Annotated in this window: 16 protein-coding genes and 3 pseudogenes; 12 read left to right on the forward strand and 7 right to left on the reverse strand. The window is 34.6% G+C overall.

Annotated elements, in window-relative coordinates:
* Positions 1-42: 42 nt before the first annotated feature.
* The 3 genes from NKG37_RS18805 to NKG37_RS18815 all read left to right on the forward strand — a co-directional run bounded on the left by NKG37_RS18805 (position 43) and on the right by NKG37_RS18815 (position 1,891).
* A complete protein-coding gene (locus NKG37_RS18805) occupies positions 43-414 on the forward strand; it encodes a PDDEXK family nuclease (protein WP_254415100.1) in 372 nt (123 codons plus the stop codon).
* Positions 411-878 carry a hypothetical protein gene (locus tag NKG37_RS18810; RefSeq protein ID WP_254415101.1) on the forward strand — a complete coding sequence of 156 codons (468 nt, stop codon included), beginning with the start codon at positions 411-413 and terminating at the stop codon, positions 876-878. The genes NKG37_RS18805 and NKG37_RS18810 overlap by 4 nt, the downstream gene beginning before the upstream one ends.
* An 80-nt stretch (positions 879-958) precedes the next feature.
* Entirely contained in the window at positions 959-1,891 is a 933-nt protein-coding gene (locus tag NKG37_RS18815) for a hypothetical protein (protein WP_254415102.1), read from the forward strand.
* Between the two features lie 27 nt (positions 1,892-1,918).
* On the opposite strand, the gene NKG37_RS18820 is transcribed toward NKG37_RS18815, so the two are convergent.
* The gene (locus tag NKG37_RS18820; RefSeq protein WP_367976040.1) at positions 1,919-2,488 is read right to left on the reverse strand and encodes an IS66 family transposase; all 570 of its coding nucleotides are present in this window, start codon (positions 2,486-2,488) and stop codon (positions 1,919-1,921) included.
* A 210-nt stretch (positions 2,489-2,698) separates the two neighbouring features.
* On the opposite strand from NKG37_RS18820, the gene NKG37_RS18825 reads away from it, so the two are divergent.
* From NKG37_RS18825 to NKG37_RS18835, 3 genes are read left to right on the forward strand one after another with little or no spacing between them, the layout of a single operon-like run.
* Positions 2,699-3,937: a tyrosine-type recombinase/integrase gene (locus NKG37_RS18825; RefSeq protein WP_016203141.1), complete on the forward strand. Its 1,239-nt coding sequence runs from the start codon at positions 2,699-2,701 to the stop codon at positions 3,935-3,937.
* Positions 3,924-4,907 carry a tyrosine-type recombinase/integrase gene (locus tag NKG37_RS18830; RefSeq protein ID WP_254415103.1) on the forward strand — a complete coding sequence of 328 codons (984 nt, stop codon included), beginning with the start codon at positions 3,924-3,926 and terminating at the stop codon, positions 4,905-4,907. Before NKG37_RS18825 ends, NKG37_RS18830 begins: the two co-directional genes overlap by 14 nt.
* Positions 4,897-5,922, forward strand: coding sequence for a tyrosine-type recombinase/integrase (locus NKG37_RS18835; protein WP_254415104.1), 1,026 nt, complete (start codon positions 4,897-4,899; stop codon positions 5,920-5,922). The genes NKG37_RS18830 and NKG37_RS18835 overlap by 11 nt, the downstream gene beginning before the upstream one ends.
* Before the next feature lie 103 nt (positions 5,923-6,025).
* Here the strand turns inward: NKG37_RS18835 and NKG37_RS18840 are convergent.
* The 5 genes and pseudogenes from NKG37_RS18840 to NKG37_RS18860 form a co-directional block, all read right to left on the reverse strand.
* Positions 6,026-7,018, reverse strand: a pseudogene (locus tag NKG37_RS18840) (IS66 family transposase); the annotation flags it as partial.
* A gap of 47 nt (positions 7,019-7,065) precedes the next feature.
* Positions 7,066-7,422, reverse strand: coding sequence for an IS66 family insertion sequence element accessory protein TnpB (tnpB, locus tag NKG37_RS18845; RefSeq protein ID WP_254415105.1), 357 nt, complete (start codon positions 7,420-7,422; stop codon positions 7,066-7,068).
* Positions 7,412-7,735 carry an IS66 family insertion sequence element accessory protein TnpA gene (locus NKG37_RS18850; protein ID WP_101729549.1) on the reverse strand — a complete coding sequence of 108 codons (324 nt, stop codon included), beginning with the start codon at positions 7,733-7,735 and terminating at the stop codon, positions 7,412-7,414. The genes tnpB and NKG37_RS18850 overlap by 11 nt, the downstream gene beginning before the upstream one ends.
* Positions 7,736-7,819: 84 nt before the next feature.
* Positions 7,820-7,939 (reverse strand): annotated as a pseudogene (locus NKG37_RS18855) (ATP-binding protein); the annotation flags it as partial.
* Positions 7,940-8,327: 388 nt separating this feature from the next.
* A pseudogene (locus NKG37_RS18860) lies at positions 8,328-8,513 on the reverse strand (IS5/IS1182 family transposase); the annotation flags it as partial.
* Positions 8,514-8,751: 238 nt separating this feature from the next.
* On the opposite strand from NKG37_RS18860, the gene NKG37_RS18865 reads away from it, so the two are divergent.
* The 6 genes from NKG37_RS18865 (at position 8,752) to NKG37_RS18890 (ending at position 14,544) form a co-directional block, all read left to right on the forward strand.
* Positions 8,752-9,231, forward strand: a complete 480-nt coding sequence (locus tag NKG37_RS18865; RefSeq protein WP_254415106.1) for a hypothetical protein — start codon at positions 8,752-8,754, stop codon at positions 9,229-9,231.
* 159 nt (positions 9,232-9,390) lie between these two features.
* A complete protein-coding gene (locus NKG37_RS18870) occupies positions 9,391-9,924 on the forward strand; it encodes a hypothetical protein (protein WP_016203755.1) in 534 nt (177 codons plus the stop codon).
* Positions 9,925-10,892: 968 nt separating this feature from the next.
* A complete protein-coding gene (locus NKG37_RS18875; RefSeq protein WP_016203756.1) occupies positions 10,893-11,312 on the forward strand; it encodes a MarR family winged helix-turn-helix transcriptional regulator in 420 nt (139 codons plus the stop codon).
* A 28-nt stretch (positions 11,313-11,340) separates the two neighbouring features.
* Positions 11,341-12,960 carry an MDR family MFS transporter gene (locus tag NKG37_RS18880; protein WP_224427933.1) on the forward strand — a complete coding sequence of 540 codons (1,620 nt, stop codon included), beginning with the start codon at positions 11,341-11,343 and terminating at the stop codon, positions 12,958-12,960.
* Positions 12,961-13,139: 179 nt separating this feature from the next.
* The gene (locus tag NKG37_RS18885) at positions 13,140-13,847 is read left to right on the forward strand and encodes an SGNH/GDSL hydrolase family protein (protein ID WP_016203758.1); all 708 of its coding nucleotides are present in this window, start codon (positions 13,140-13,142) and stop codon (positions 13,845-13,847) included.
* A 133-nt stretch (positions 13,848-13,980) separates the two neighbouring features.
* Positions 13,981-14,544: a hypothetical protein gene (locus NKG37_RS18890; RefSeq protein ID WP_016203759.1), complete on the forward strand. Its 564-nt coding sequence runs from the start codon at positions 13,981-13,983 to the stop codon at positions 14,542-14,544.
* Between the two features lie 69 nt (positions 14,545-14,613).
* Here the strand turns inward: NKG37_RS18890 and NKG37_RS18895 are convergent, their stop codons facing one another.
* On the reverse strand, positions 14,614-15,399 hold the full coding sequence (locus tag NKG37_RS18895) for a GNAT family N-acetyltransferase (protein ID WP_254415107.1): 786 nt from the start codon (positions 15,397-15,399) through the stop codon (positions 14,614-14,616).
* Between the last annotated feature and the right edge of the window lie 205 nt (positions 15,400-15,604).

The following is a 15,604-nucleotide window of genomic DNA, read 5'->3' on the forward strand; positions in this document are numbered from 1 at the left end:
GGGAAGTAAAGATTTTAAACAATTCTCGTACATCACGAGAGCATGCCTTACTTATGTGAAAAAAATAATTGGGAATATTCCATTGTAACACCTAAAGAGAATCTACCTGATATTATAAAATCCAATATTCTTTTTCTATGGAATTTTTTAAAGCCTAGGAAGAACACAGAGTCATGGTTAAGGGAAATAGAAGAAAAAATTACATATTTAGATGAAATAACAGTTATAGAATTAGCAAAAAGTTTCTCTGGAAAAATTGATTATCGAGCTATATTGCCACTAATTTGGCACTTAGTAAGTACAGGGAAATTACAAGTTAACTTAATGAAAAAGTTTGATCAGTATAGCGATGTAAAGATGGGGAATATACAACAAACTCTTCAAGAGTATATATATTTGGAGGATAGAAAATGAAATTGTATAGACTTAAAATAAATGATGAATTTTCTTATTATGGTGTGAAACATAGCGTGTATGCAATTAAACCACCAAATATTTCAATCCAAAGAATAGAAGGAGATAATTTGATATACGACGTAGACTATTTTTCCTTAATATCTGATGCAAGTTTTATACCTAATGAGCAATTAAGTGATACATTAAAAGGAAAAGTTGAAAAGAAATCAAAGAAAAAATTCCAATCTTCTATTGATAATTTATCAGATGAAAAAAGGGGGAATTTATCAAAAAAATATGAATTAATCAAACCAATACTTATGTTAGAAGAGATTAAAGAAGGTATCCCATTAATGACAGCGGTTTTTACTGATATTCATAATGAATTAATGGAGAAGGATGAATCTATTCTAGACTTAAATAAAGAAAAATTGTATCAACGTATTTCAAAAAAAAAAACGATATTTCAGTTAGACAATTAAAAAGATATGTATCTAATTATAAGAAGGTACTTCATGTAAGTCCGAAAAATGGTTTGAATGGATTAATAAGTAAAAGAGATTTGAATAACAAGGTACGACCTGATGAAAAAGCAATTGAATTATGTCATCCTAAGAAGGCTGATCTTGTTTTAGCTGTTATATATACTAGATTAGATAAAGCTTATGTACCAATAATTAAAGAAGCAATAGAAAAACATTATTTAAATAAAAGAAAGATAACAGTACAAAACTTAACAAAAATAATTGAGATGCTTTGCTATGATAATAATTTAGAAACATTAGATTATATTACAGTTTTGTCTATTAAAAATAGAATTAATCCTCGAATAAAACAATTAATGCGGAACGGAATAGATGCACTAAAAGACTATTTAGAAACATCAAGAGGCTTTTCAAATCAGTTTGCAAAAGCACCACTTCGTGTAGTTGAAATCGACCATACCAAATTGGACATCGATATTATTGATATGAAGAGTGGGGTGAATTTAGGAAGACCATGGATTACTCTAGGGATAGATATATTTACTCGAATGATTTGGTGTCTGCATATATCAATTGATGAACCATCTGCTAACAAAGTAATGAAAGCAATTCAGCTAGGAATCTTTTTTAAAAGGATAAAGAGCAAATATAATACTATTAATGAATGGGAGATATCCGGAATACCAAGAATATTCTATTTTGATAATGGAACAGAATTTGATAATATCCATGTAAAAAGAATGATAAACGAGACATTAGAATCACAGGTAATGTACAGACCAATTGCAACACCAAGATACGGAGGTGTTATAGAAAGAATTTTCGGGACAATCAATAAACAGTTTATTCATTCATTATCTGGTAATAGAAAAAGTAATCCACAGGAACTAGGAGATTATGATGCTGAGACTGAAGCTATATTTTCTTTAGAGGACATAACTGAATTACTTATAACATATATAGTGGATGTCTATCATCATAAAGGTAAGCGTAAAATAATGCCCACCTAGTTTTTCAGGTGGGCATTAGTGTATTCTCTATTTAAGTTTAGCTGGAATCCGGCATTCCTCTGGAATAGTCTTTGACCACGGAAGGAACTGGTCAAGTGCTTCCTGATCATCTATATCTATTTGTGGCAGCTGTTCAAAAAGATAAGTTAAATAATTTAATGGATTTAATTGATTCTCTTTGGCCGTTTCGACAATGCTGTAGATGACCGCACTGGCAATTGCTCCTTTCATCGATTGGGCAAATAGCCATGCTTTTCTTCCCATAACGAATGGTTTAATCGAACGTTCTGCTCTATTATTATCGAGTTCAAGTCGCCCGTCTTTCATAAAGACAATGAGTTTTGACCATTGGTTTAAACTATAATTTATGGCATCACCTAATTTGCTTTTAGGTGGAACTTGAGGGCGTTTGGATTTTAACCATGCCAAATAAGCGTCCAACACGGGTTGACTACGTTTTTGACGTTCTTCTTTTCGCTGTTCAGGGCTACAATCTTCAAATTCCTCTTCTATCTGTTTTTCAATTTTAAATAATTGTGTACAGAATTGAAGACCTTCAGCTGCGAGACTCTTAGATTTATCTACACCCGTAGGCAAAGATTTGAGCGTTTCGTCATATTTACGGCGTGCATGAGCCTTATCTAAGTTCTCGGATAAGGCTCATTATCCAAGAAGTTTGATTATCCCAGAAGAATTGAGAATTTCCGCATAATCACATTATTCCTTATCTTTTTTCTCGAATAATTATGATCCCTTTATGCAATGATGGAAATGTAACCATACACAATTGTATAGGAGGATTATCTTATGGAAAAAGAGAATCAGTCAGTCGAACAACTGACACATGGATTGTTAGAGGAGCTTCAATTAAAATGCTATGGAAAGGAAACACTGAACAATTACCGGCGAATATTAAAAAACCTTGCACTATATACGCAGCTAAATGAAATATCTACGTATTCTTCCGAAATCGGGAAAGCTTTTGTTGAGGATTACATTTCCACTCATGAAATAAGTGTTTCTTTTCAAAAGACAATTAGTACAGTAATAGGAAGATTAAGCGATTATTGTGATGGAAGGGAGTACTCACCCCAACGGAAAAAATCATCTGTTAAGTTGCCAGAAAACCATGCGGTTTTGCTTGAAGATTACCTGTCATTTTGTAAGCAGGATGGAAATCGGCCAGGAACCATTAAAGGAAAAAGAAAATTCTGTGGAGATTTTCTGATCTTTTTGATGACTTTAGGATGTAATGACATAAGATATATAAATTCCACACAGATATGTAAAGCCTGTTTGATGTTTCATAATAAGGACGCTTGGGCGGTTATCCGAATGTTCCTTAAATATCTTTACAAAGAAAACGTGATTGAATACGATTATGCCACCATTGTCCCCCATTATACAAGACCATTTATGGTCCCTGCTACATACTCGGAGGATGAAATCCTCAGGTTTGAAAATGCTATAGACCGGTCAAGTAAAATCGGAATACGTAATTATGCGATGCTACTTCTTGCGACTCGGCTTGGGATGCGTTCTGGAGATATCGCAGGCTTGACTTTTGATGAAATAGATTTTGAGGGCAATTCTATTCACATAGTTCAGGAAAAGACCCTACAACCGCAAGAATTACCACTGCTCCCGGAAATAAAAGAAGCTATTATGAATTACATGGAAAAAGCACGTCCGACAGTTAATGATGAATGTCGTATATTTCTCCGTCAGAATGCTCCTTATCAAGGAATAACCACTTCGGCTATTCGATTTGCAACTACACGATATTTTCGAAAAGCCGGCATTGACATTTCTGATAAAAAGCATGGTTTACATACATTCCGGTCATCTCTCGCTAGCTCCATGGTTAATGATCAAGTACCATATGATGTTGTACGTAAAGTGCTTGGACATACGGATCCAAACGCAATAAAGCATTATGCAAAAGTTGATATAGAACGTTTACGTGAATATGCAATAGCGGTACCTGCACCTTCCGGTGTGTTCGAAGCTTTTCTGAATGGAGGGCGAAGTTATGCAGGACTTTAAAAGCATCTTGCACATTGAGTTTGCCGATTTCTTATCAATGAGAGAAGCTGTACTAAGTGAAAGTGCCTATGCTCATGATTGCCATTATCTTACCACCTTCGATAGCTATTTGATAGATTGTAATCTTCAACATAAGGAAATTTCTGAGAGTGTCATAACCGAATGGGTTAAAAATTTATCAGGAAAAAGCAGTTCCATTGCCAATAAGGTTATTGTTATACGACTGTTTCTCCGGTATTTAAGCAGTATTGGAATTAGGGTTTTTATGCCTCCAATACCGAAGGTTACAGATGATTATGTTCCGTATATTTTTTCTGACGAGGAACTAAAAAGGATTTTTTTATTATCCGATAATATTACCCTTACAAAGAGCCAACCGAATCCTTATATCCAGCTTGAGTTTCCAATGATGCTCCGAATCATGTATGGCTGTGGGTTGCGCGTAGGGGAAACTCTAGCTTTGAAGATGAAGGATGTGGATCTCGATGGTGGAATCCTCATTCTAAAACAGACAAAAGGAGACAAGCAACGGCTAGTACCTATGCATCAGACTTTGACATCAATCTTGATTAGATACTGTTTAGCAATGGGGTTGATAGGAAAAGCCGAAGCATTACTGTTCCCCAGTGCAATACAGGAAGTACCGCTTTCTGTAAAAGCTGCCCGTAATAAACTCAATACCATACTGAAATATGCCGGCATATCGTTGAAAGGTAAAGCAAAACGGGAACGTGGACCATGCCTTCACTGCCTGAGGCATGTGTTTGCCTTTAAATCCTTTGCAGAAGCTGAAAAGTCAGGGCGTTCGATTGATGCTTCCGTTCCCTATTTATCCATATATCTAGGACATGACAACCTTAAAGAAACGGAGAGTTATCTGAAATTCAGCAGCGAATTATTTCCTGAAGCTATGGAACTGTTTGAGGATTACACACTGCAGGTTTTCCCGGAGGTGTCTTATGATGAATAAAGCATCTGATTTTTTAAGGCTCCTTGACGCCTTTATTACCACCTATCTTCCATGTTCCGTAGGTGCAAGTCCCAATACAGTTAAATCCTATAAATATGCATTCCGCCTGCTCATCGAATTCATGTACAAGGAAAAAGGAATCGAAGCTGACAAAATTACCTTTGAAAAACTTGATTATATAACATTAACAGAATTTTTTACATGGATTGAATCGGTACGTGGTTGCAGTGCATCTACTAAAAACCAGCGGTTGTCTGCAATAAACTCTTTTTCTGCCTATGCACAAAACCGGGATTTTGCTGCGGCTTCTGTTTTCAGGAATAGTGTGAATAAGATTCCTATGAAAAAAAGCCAGCATAAGCAAAGAGCGATTTTTACCCGTCAGGAAGTCACAATACTTTTAGCCCTTCCTAATGAAAACTGGGAAATTAGTCTCAGAGATAAAATCTTGCTAAGTCTTATGTATGCAAGCGGAGCGCGTGCACAAGAAATATGTGACCTTACGGTCGGAAATGTTCAGTTTCATCCAAAAGGCGCTACACTAAATATTACGGGGAAAGGCAGAAAGAGCCGCCGTATCGGTATTCCTATCGCCTGTGCCACCCCACTTAAGAAGTATATTGAGCACAGAAAAATCAGTGATAAACCTGAAAGGCATATATTTTCAAGCCAAACGCATGAGCAGATGTCGGTTTCCTGTATAGAGGGAATATTCAAAAAGTATATTACCGTTGCTAAAAAAGAAAAACCGTCCATGTTTCTTGCTGGTAGTTATCCACCTCATTCTATGAGACATACAACTGCCAGCCATATGCTTGAAGCCGGTGTTCCTCTGGTTGTGATAAAGAATTTTTTGGGACATGCATCTCTACAGTCGACTCAGATTTATGCGGATATTTCCCAAGACACGGTTAACAGGCATTTAAAAGAGTGGAATGAAAAATGGTTCCCTTCAAATATAGATGAAAGAAAAACTTCTCAAAGGTCAAATAGAATTCCAGATTTTCTGAATTGAAAACCGAAATGTGTATCAAATAATTATCTAAGAAAAAAGAGAAGAATTGCTGTATTTTAAGGACATACAGTAATTCTTCTCGGATAATCAAACTTCTTGGATAATGTGCCCAACAGCCAACTAACTCCACATCCTTCATATCATGGTAACCTCCATAACCATCGACATGAAGATAGCCCGCAAATCCTTTTAAAAATGCTTTCGGGTGTTTACTATGACGAGAAGTTTTATAGTCATATAAGATAATCGGTGAAACATCCCGACCAGATCGATACAACCACATATAGGATTTGGAAGTTGCTGCTTTACCAGGTTCCGCTAAAACTTGAACGGTTGTTTCGTCCGCGTGTAGACAGTCAAGTTGAAGTAGTAACTCATGCAAGCGATTGTATAGTGGTGAGAGCCATTTCGTTGCACCATATATTACCCAGTTGGCAATCGTTTGGCGTGATAGGAAGACACCAAGTCGTTCAAATTGTTTTTCAATTCGATACAACGGCATTCCCTCTACGTATTTTTGATTCATAATATAGGCCATTGAAGAAGGGGAAGCGAGACTTTTTGGAAAAACTGCCGCAGGTATTTTAGCTGTCACAACTGGTGTTTCGATTCCTTCACGTTCACATTGGCGACAGCTGTAAATATGTTGTACATGCTCAACAACCTTTACTTGAGCAGGGATGATTTTTAATTCTCTACGTGTTTCCGTGCTCATTTCATGTACCGTTTCGCCGCAACACAAACAAACCTGCTCTTCTTCGGATAAACGATAATGGATCGTTTCCATAGGCAAGTTTTCAAGCTTCGCATCCCGTTGTCCTACATACTTCTTTCGATGATAAGTAATCGTTTCAAGTGTAGGCTCTTCCACTTTTACATCCGCTGTCATTTCAGCTTCATTAAAAAGAGGTAGTTCGATCTGATCCGGATTGGTTTTTTCACTAGATGCCCCGAATTTCTTTTGTTGGCTTAGTCGGAATTGTTCTTCCAACCATTTGATTTTTGCCTCTAGGACTTCTTTTTGTTTTTCTAAATCCGCATTTTTCGCTGCGAGTTCTTCAATTGTATCTTGTAGTTCATTCGTAGTTTTTCCCATAAAAATAGAATACCATAAAGAGAGGTGACATAGTTGGTCAATTCTCTCTAAATGATAACTTTTGCACTCATTTTTGGATGAGCTTGTTTTTGTTCAAGTGGAAGTCCATCCAGCAACCGGTTGAATTGACGAGGACTGATCGATAGCGGCTTAGTAGTTTGTCCATCTGGCCATTGAAAAACGCCATTTTCCAGTCGGCGATAATATAACCAAAACCCATTATGATCCCAATGAAGGATCTTTAGTTTATCTCGTTTCCGATTACAGAACACAAATAGATTGGAAGAGAAAGGATCCAGTTGGAAACTCATTTGTACAATCGCTGCCAAACCATCAATGGACTTTCTCAAATCTGTTGCACCCATCGCTAAATAGACTCGTTGAATAGGTGTTTTACTTAACATGGGATTGAAGAACCTGAAGTACTTCATTTAAAAGTGAATGGCTGAAGCCTTCTTTAATTTCAATTGAAACATCGCCTACCTTAACCGTTAAAGTAGCTGTATCTTCAATTAAGTTGGATGAATCAATGGCAACCCATTGCTTAAGAGGATAAGCGACGTGAGTCGCCTCAGTTTTCAATCTTTTCATCCAGCTATACATACTTTGAACACCTACTTGATTTTGTTTACACCAAGCTTTGACACTTGGTACTCGACTAGATCTGTAAGCATTGATGCGATCTTGCCACATTTGTTTACGTTCATCTACTGACATAAAAAACCTCCTAACAATTGATGTTAATGTGATTATCACAAAACACGGCAATTATTAGAAGGTGTGGAGTATTTGTCGCTTACATTCTAAATAAGTCCATGATGCTTTTTCTGCTTCACGAAGGAGTTGAGGAAGTTCCTCTGCAGTTTCAGCTAATCTTAGTTGGCGAAAGTAGTCTTGTAACTCCTTGACGGTTTTATTCATTGGATACACCCTCCAAAATGCTTGTATATGTACTTATAGAGCGTGTTGTTACTTTAATTTTTGTTTTAGAAGTTGGCACAATATTACTCTTATAAATTGCGGAAATAGATTCTGTATTTGACTTACTTAAATAATTAACCACATCGCGGAAATCATTGGCGCTATAAAGTTTTTCGTAGATACATTTTTGAAGTGCCTGATTAATCCATTCTGGATCGCTTTTTATGACAGATAAAAGAATAGCTAGTTGATCGCGTCGATAACGAGTATAGATTTGACAAATTTCATCTATATAGGCTCTTGCATCTTCCTGCTTTTCAAAACTAGAAATGACGCTTTGTTTTATCTCCTCAATTCCTTTAGAACGGTCGCGTGAATGATTTCTATTCTTAATAAGCTTAATTGGATCCGAAGGACGCCCGTTTTTCTCTGAATAGAAGGGACGGACTTTCTCCCCAATAAAAGAAAAATCAATGTACTTATCAACCTTTCTTAGAAGATGATTCTCCGGGACCAAGTCCTCAATAAAAACAAATTCAGCTTCATTTTGTGATTCTTTTTTCGGTTTGAACATACCATCCACCATCCTAGTAATATTAACTATATTATATTAACGCGGTGAATTAGTGAAGTGAAAGCATAAAATAAAGACTGTCGAGAGTTTCTCGACAGCCTGAGCACCCATTAAGGGTGCTGTTATTTTACTTGAAGATTTATTGAAAAAATTGGAATTTCGTTTTTGTTTGTGGTAGAATTAATATTGGAAATATTATGTATTTTCAGATGAAAAAAAAAGAGAGGGGAAAAACATTTTGAAGAAAAGTTTATTAGTTTCATTTGTTTTAACTTTAGTTTTATTTGGTCTTCCTATTAGTTCTCAGGCAAGTGAAAATGGTCATGATCATGATGGTCATTCTCATGATGTTAATGCTAACTTGCAAACTGTTGAAACATTAACAGAAAGTAATAATGAATTAAATGGTGAAATAGGAATCCTTTATGTCCCTTGTCCTGAAGGTGGAAAACATACTATGACTTCTCATGCAGCTGGTGAATTATATAAGGATGGGAAAATTATTATTAAGGATGGGTTTGCGTGGCAATGTAGTAAATGCTTAGATGTAATTGTTAGTCAATACAATCCTAAATGGGTCAAAAAATTAGGTAAGTACGGGAGAATGAACCCTGGTTTTAGGCTTAAAACTTTCTATATAATGAAATATCCTACGACTGTTGGCACTGCTTCATCAACGACAGTAGAACCATGGATTAGTTCTTATGTATGGTACTAATAAGTTATTCTAATGATGTCTAGAAATGAAAAAAGCGATACAAAACATTTTCTTTCGAATGTAATTTTAAAATTTAATAGCTTAGATTAGCTTTGTGTGTATTTAATGAAACCTTTTATTAAGATTTTCGTAATAAATAACTGTAGGAGTGATGAACAAATGAAAAAGATATTTACGTTATTTGTTACTATATTTGTTCTAGTAGGGTGTTCTAATGAAGGAAAAAAATCTGATACACAACCAGTTACTTCTGAAAAAAGTGTGTCACTCGAAGAACAAATCACTAATGTTATGTCAGAAAATAAACTAAAGAATAAAAAAATTATTGATTATGATATAAAAGAAAATTACATCTATGCAATTTTCCAAAACAGTCAAGGTAGCGCTAATTATCCTGATTTAGTTATTTTGAAAAATGAGAATGGAAAATTAAAATGGGTAGCGGGTCCTGGTGATCGTACTAACTCAGTAGATAAATCTATGATTTTTGGAAGAGAAGATGGACCTTCTGTTACAATTCAATTGTCCTTGGATAATATTAATGTAAAAGAGGTAAAAGTATTAGGAGAGTCTGCTAAAAAGGTAACATATGTAGAACATGTTACGGATGACATTTTAAAGGAATATACATATTGGATTGCGTATACAAATGAAGAACCTACGCATGAGGATATTGAGATTATAACAGAATAAATTTAATGATTTGATATTGTTATTCCTTTGATGTAACCACAGCTGTCGAGACTTTCTCGACAGCTTGAGCTCCCACTAATTATTTAATTTAGTGGGAGCTTTTTATATCTTATAATTATGAACACATATTTCATCTAATTGTCTAGATGTATTGTATGATTTAATTGCTGTTTGGATAAATAAGTGAAAATGAGTATATCTACTCACGTTGAGTATTGCGGATAGAATGAGCCAGCAGTGCGGAGTTTTGAGCCACCGTTTGCGGAAAATAGAGCCAGGAAATGCGAGTAAGAGATCCACTATCAAAAAGACCACTATACTTACCTAAGGTAGTGCAAATTCGGTAGTCCGCCACCATTGACTTAACTTTTGTCCGTGTAGTGGAACTATCGCAGGCGTTGTATAAATAATGGCTAAGAGGCACACCTGCTTAAATAGGATAACACGGACAAATCGATTCTAAGCATTCACTGTCGGGGCCCCGTCCCCTTCCAGTGTCTACAAAGAATCGGGCGCTACAACCAATGGCAAGCAGCTACGCTGTGGCTCTGTGTTTCGCAGATTGTGGTTCTTTTTATGCACTTACTGGCTCAAAACTCAGCATAAGTGGCTCAATTCAACCGCAATATTCACACGTAGTAGTTTAGGTGGGAAATATGAACTGGTATTAGATAAAGAAATTTGTCTTAAATAATAAATGACGAATTATAATATAAAAATATCTATATATGACATTTTTAAAACATGACAGGCTTATAATATAAATTTATTAATAATTGGCATTTATTTTATGACAAAATATAATATAATTCACAAAATAGTTTTCAATCTACTCGAAATAATAAAATTATACAGGAACGAAAAATAATGATTGACATGTAATTAATTTAGTTCTATATTATTAAGTGCTTAATAGTTAACTACTTAAATATTAATTAGTAAAATGTTTAGGAAAGGATGGGGGATAAGTGCGGAATGGCGAAGAGCTTTTTGAAGTTGCAGCAATGTTTGGCACATTTATCAAAAATATCACAAGTGAATTTAACAAAAATAGCAATGATTTAAATATTACTCAATATAAATTGCTCTTTCATCTTGATAAAGAAGGAGCTCAAAATGTTTCCGATCTTGCCAAAAGCGTGCACATTACAAATGCTGCTGTAACTAGTATTACAGATCAATTACTTGCCGATGACTATATAACAAAAGTGCGATCTCAATCAGATCGCAGGGTAGTTAATATTACCATTACAGAAAAGGGAAGAAATATAGTAAATAATATGAAAAAAGAGCAGCAGAATAAAATGAAAGAACATTTTCGCAAACTGACAGAAGAAGATATTCAACACTTGAAACGAATCTTTACATTATTAAACGAGAACTTTTAACAATTTCATAAAGAAAAGAGAGAATGCAATGGAACATTTAACACAAAAGAAAAAATTATCAATTATGATTGCCATTATGGCAGCGATGTTTTTTGCAGCGATTAACCAAACAATTGTTAGTACTGCAATGCCAAAAATTATTTCCATTTTAGATGGCATGGACTATTATACATGGACAATAAATATTTACATGCTTACATCTACAATAGCTACTGTCCTAGTTGGAAAGCTGTCTGATATGTATGGACGTAAGCCTTTCTTATTAATCGGAATCTTATTATTTATGGTTGGTGCTTTCTTAACAGGTACTTCCAATGATGTATTCCAATTTATTGCATATCGTGGTATCCAGGGGATTGGTGCTGGTATTATTCAATCTTCTGCCTTTACAGCAGTTGGAGATTTATTTCCGCCACGAGAACGTGGTAAATGGATGGGCTTATTAACAGCCGTATTTGGCTTCTCCAGCGTACTTGGGCCTCTTCTAGGGGGATATTTAGTTGATCATCTAGATTGGCATTGGTTATTCTGGATCTTCTTACCAATCGGTATTATTGCTTTTGGTATGATTACGGTATTATTCCCTAAAGTAGAGGGAACTGGAAAACAAAGTATTGACTATTTAGGATCCTTATTTATGACGGTTGCTATTGTTCCACTATTATTAGCTTTCTCATGGGCAGGAACAGAGTATGCATGGGGTTCTGCACAAATTTTAGGCTTAATTGCTACTAGTATTGTTTTCGCCTTTGTCTTTGTTTTTGTAGAAAAGAAAGCGAAAAATCCAATATTACCTTTACATCTTTTTAAAAATAATATCGTGACAGTTTCTAATCTTATTGGTTTTATTATGAACTTTGGAATGATGGGGGCTATGATATATCTATCTTTCTTTGTTCAAGGTGTACTAGGTATTTCACCTACTTACGCTGGTTATGTAACGATGCCAATGTCCATCGTTATGGTTATCTCCAGTACAATTATTGGTCAGTTAATTTCAAAAACTGGGAAATATAAACGCTTTGCATTAATTGGAGTACCAACTATGATTGCTGGTATGGCAATTATGATCTTTATGAACAGTGTTCCTATGGCGATTTTAAGTATGATTGTCTTTGGATTAGGTCTTGGTATTGGTATGCCAGTATTTTCAATTGCTACACAAAATGCGGTTTCTCATAAAGAGTTGGGAGTAGTAACGGCTTCTACTCAGTTATTCCGTAACTTAGGTGGTACAATTGGTATTGCCGTGATGGGAACGGTTATGGCTAACAATTTAAAAACAAACTTACAAGACACGATGCAAAATTCGCCTGTGGTGAAGGATTTGGCAACATTGGATCCAAAAGTGACAGAGCAAATCGTTGGTTTTGCCAATCCACAAGCTTTAATGAATAAACCATTACTTGAACAAACAGAAGCAAACCTTCCAGCAGATGTTCAACCGATATTTGCGCAAATGATTCAGGGAATTAGAGATGCGTTAGGTGATACATTATCAACTGTATTCTTAACTGGAACGATCGTATTAGTTGTTGCCTTTTTATTAGTGTTTTTCTTAAAGGAAATTCCACTACGTACATCAAACCAAGCTTCTCCTGAAGGAGAGAAGGAAGAAGATATCGTTCTTGATAGACAAAATTCATAAAGACATACTAAATTGGCTGTTTTCCAAAATTCTGGGAGACAGCCTTCTTATTTTATGTAGAATAATGGGGGAGAAACTATTATTGTGGATATTTTGTTACAATCAGAAGTTTTCTCGCACAACCTTTTTTCTGTTATAATAAAGTATAGTAATTGAATGAAAAAAAGTAGGGATGTTAAATGAAAATTATTTGTTTTGGAGATAGCTTAACAAGAGGTGTCTCATTTGTAAAAGGTAGGGTAAGAATTATCAAAGACAATTATCCCGCTTTTCTTGAAAAATTATTTTCAGTAAATAATCCAGAGGATACAATTGTCTTAAATAAAGGTGTATTTAATGATAATTCTGATTTGTTAATAAAGCGATTGGAAAAGGATGTTCTTTCTGAGAAGCCGAATTATGTCTTGTTAAATGTAGGTGGAAATGATTGCAATTTTAAATGGCAGGAAGTAGCTGAGAATCCTGATAAAAACCATGACCCAATTGTGCCAATTAGTCAATATATCGAAAACATCGGTCAGATGGTAACAAAAATGAAGCAATCAAATATCACGCCGATTTTGTTAACTTTACCACCACTTGATCCTGTTAGATATTATAAATTTATTGCAGATAGATATGGAACCACGATTAGTCATTGGATTAGTTGTTGTGGAGGAATTGAACATTGGCATAGTCTATACAATTTACATTTGAATAAATTAATTGACCAATTAAATCTTCCTAGTATTGATGTTCGCTCAGCACTTAACAAGGCTGGAGATGTTTCTGATTTTATTAGTGACGATGGAATTCATTTAAATTCAGAAGGCTATAAAAAAATGAGTGCTTTTATTTTTGAGGAAATGCTCCGTTTAACGGGAGGACAAAAAGAACAATTATCTTAATGATCTTTTTGTTATAAAGTACCGGTGCTATTCCTTTCAAAAAAACTAGCTATGGAATATCTTTGGAATATGCTATATCATAAAGGGACAAGCAGTCATCAATACGTCGATTAAGATAGTGGAGGAAATACAGATGAGCACATTATATGAAAAAATAATTGATGTTTTACAACAAAAAGGACCAACAAGCCTTTCCACTATTTATAATGAATTAAATAGTTTTTTAGGAGAGGAAGACACACCTATTTCAATGTCCTCCATAAAGTCTGTCCTTTCTCGGAAAAAAGACTTATTCGAGGTTTATGATGATTTAGTATCAATTCATCCAGATAAAGAAATTACGAAGCTAATTGTGGAATATAAGGTAAATCAAGAGCATTCTTTTAGTATTCATATCGATTTTGATCTTCGAAATTATTTAATTCAAGAATGGAGTCAATTTCCGATTGTCATTCCGCCAGTTTTTAATAAAATGGAGCCAGAAGAATATGATATCTTAAAGATGGACTTATACCGATTGAAAATTTGGAATTGGGAAGATGAGCTACTAGGAATAGATTCTGTTAAATGTACCGCTAGATTGGTTACGGTTAACTCTACCTATACGGTTGATTTAGCAAATTTGCAATCAAAAGAATGGAGACAATTGCAGAAAATTGTAGCGCTATTTACTGATTTAGAATTGTTGCTTAAGTAAGCGAGAAGGCGGAAGCATATCAATGAAAATTGATATGCTTTTTTAGTTTTCATGACGCAGAAAAAATAATTAACGATACATTGTCCATAATCCCATATCCATGAACCCAACATTCTTATAAATTTTACCAGCAGCAGGATTATCATAAAACAAGCAAACATATTGTTTTTCGTCTAATACATCATTAACTAGGGCTGTCATTAGTTTACTTGCTAAACCTTGATTCCGATAATCTTTATGCGTACATACACCGACAATCATAGCTGATTGGGAATTTTCTGCAGTAGTAGAGACAGTTGAAATAATGTCACCTTGATTATTTTCAAGAAAATAAGTTCGACCTGTTTTTGATTCAATTGCTTTTTTTAGCATATTTTTTGTTTCAACTGTTGTGTTAAATTCATCAATAGAATGTTGTAATACAACAATTCTGTCAATATCAGCAATAGTAGCTTTATTAATTGTTTCCGTTAGTTGTATTTCTCTTTTTGTTTCGCATTGAGCGAAATAAGTTACTCGTTTCTTCCCTAACGTCAGATTAGGAAGTTTTTCAAATTTTTCAACTAGGTCTGCTTTCCCTGATAACGTTACTGGATTAGTATTTGACTGCATTATCGCTGCAAAAGCCTCTGAATCAAAATGATTTTTATCCTTGCAGTAAAAAATATAGCTTTCAAAATACTTAAGTAGTACAGCTTTTATGTCCCCATCATGAAATTCTCCCCAAAACTTTTGAAATGTAGACTGATAACCAAATGCTTCAATATCTCCAATGATAAAAAGGTTAATGGAAGGGTCTTGTAGTAAAAATTTCATCACATTAGCATGATCTTTTTCTGTAAGTTCACGAATCATGTATACAACCTTCTTTCGATTCTTTGAAATAATTAATTGTAAGTTTATCATAATATTGGAAATATAAATAGATTTGTATAAATTTATTGTTGGACACCAATTATAAGTATTTTACTAAGCATAGAGAATGAAAGAGAATATACAGTTTTGCTAAAAGATAAAAGTAGAAACACGAAAACTGGTGTTCATCAAAGGAATGAAAACC

The organism is Niallia sp. RD1 (genome assembly GCF_024219955.1).
Lineage (GTDB): Bacteria > Bacillota > Bacilli > Bacillales > Cytobacillaceae > Niallia > Niallia alba.

What these genes read in the sequence shown, in the direction of transcription:
- NKG37_RS18805 (WP_254415100.1), top strand. Translation starts at nt 43, where the DNA reads ATGCCTTACTTATGTGAAAAAAATAATTGGGAATATTCCATTGTAACA.
- NKG37_RS18810 (WP_254415101.1), top strand. Translation starts at nt 411, where the DNA reads ATGAAATTGTATAGACTTAAAATAAATGATGAATTTTCTTATTATGGT.
- NKG37_RS18825 (WP_016203141.1), top strand. Translation starts at nt 2,699, where the DNA reads ATGGAAAAAGAGAATCAGTCAGTCGAACAACTGACACATGGATTGTTA.
- NKG37_RS18830 (WP_254415103.1), top strand. Translation starts at nt 3,924, where the DNA reads ATGCAGGACTTTAAAAGCATCTTGCACATTGAGTTTGCCGATTTCTTA.
- NKG37_RS18835 (WP_254415104.1), top strand. Translation starts at nt 4,897, where the DNA reads ATGATGAATAAAGCATCTGATTTTTTAAGGCTCCTTGACGCCTTTATT.
- tnpB (WP_254415105.1), bottom strand. Translation starts at nt 7,422, where the DNA reads ATGTTAAGTAAAACACCTATTCAACGAGTCTATTTAGCGATGGGTGCA.
- NKG37_RS18850 (WP_101729549.1), bottom strand. Translation starts at nt 7,735, where the DNA reads ATGTCAGTAGATGAACGTAAACAAATGTGGCAAGATCGCATCAATGCT.
- NKG37_RS18870 (WP_016203755.1), top strand. Translation starts at nt 9,391, where the DNA reads ATGAAAAAGATATTTACGTTATTTGTTACTATATTTGTTCTAGTAGGG.
- NKG37_RS18880 (WP_224427933.1), top strand. Translation starts at nt 11,341, where the DNA reads ATGGAACATTTAACACAAAAGAAAAAATTATCAATTATGATTGCCATT.
- NKG37_RS18885 (WP_016203758.1), top strand. Translation starts at nt 13,140, where the DNA reads ATGAAAATTATTTGTTTTGGAGATAGCTTAACAAGAGGTGTCTCATTT.
- NKG37_RS18890 (WP_016203759.1), top strand. Translation starts at nt 13,981, where the DNA reads ATGAGCACATTATATGAAAAAATAATTGATGTTTTACAACAAAAAGGA.
- NKG37_RS18895 (WP_254415107.1), bottom strand. Translation starts at nt 15,399, where the DNA reads ATGATTCGTGAACTTACAGAAAAAGATCATGCTAATGTGATGAAATTT.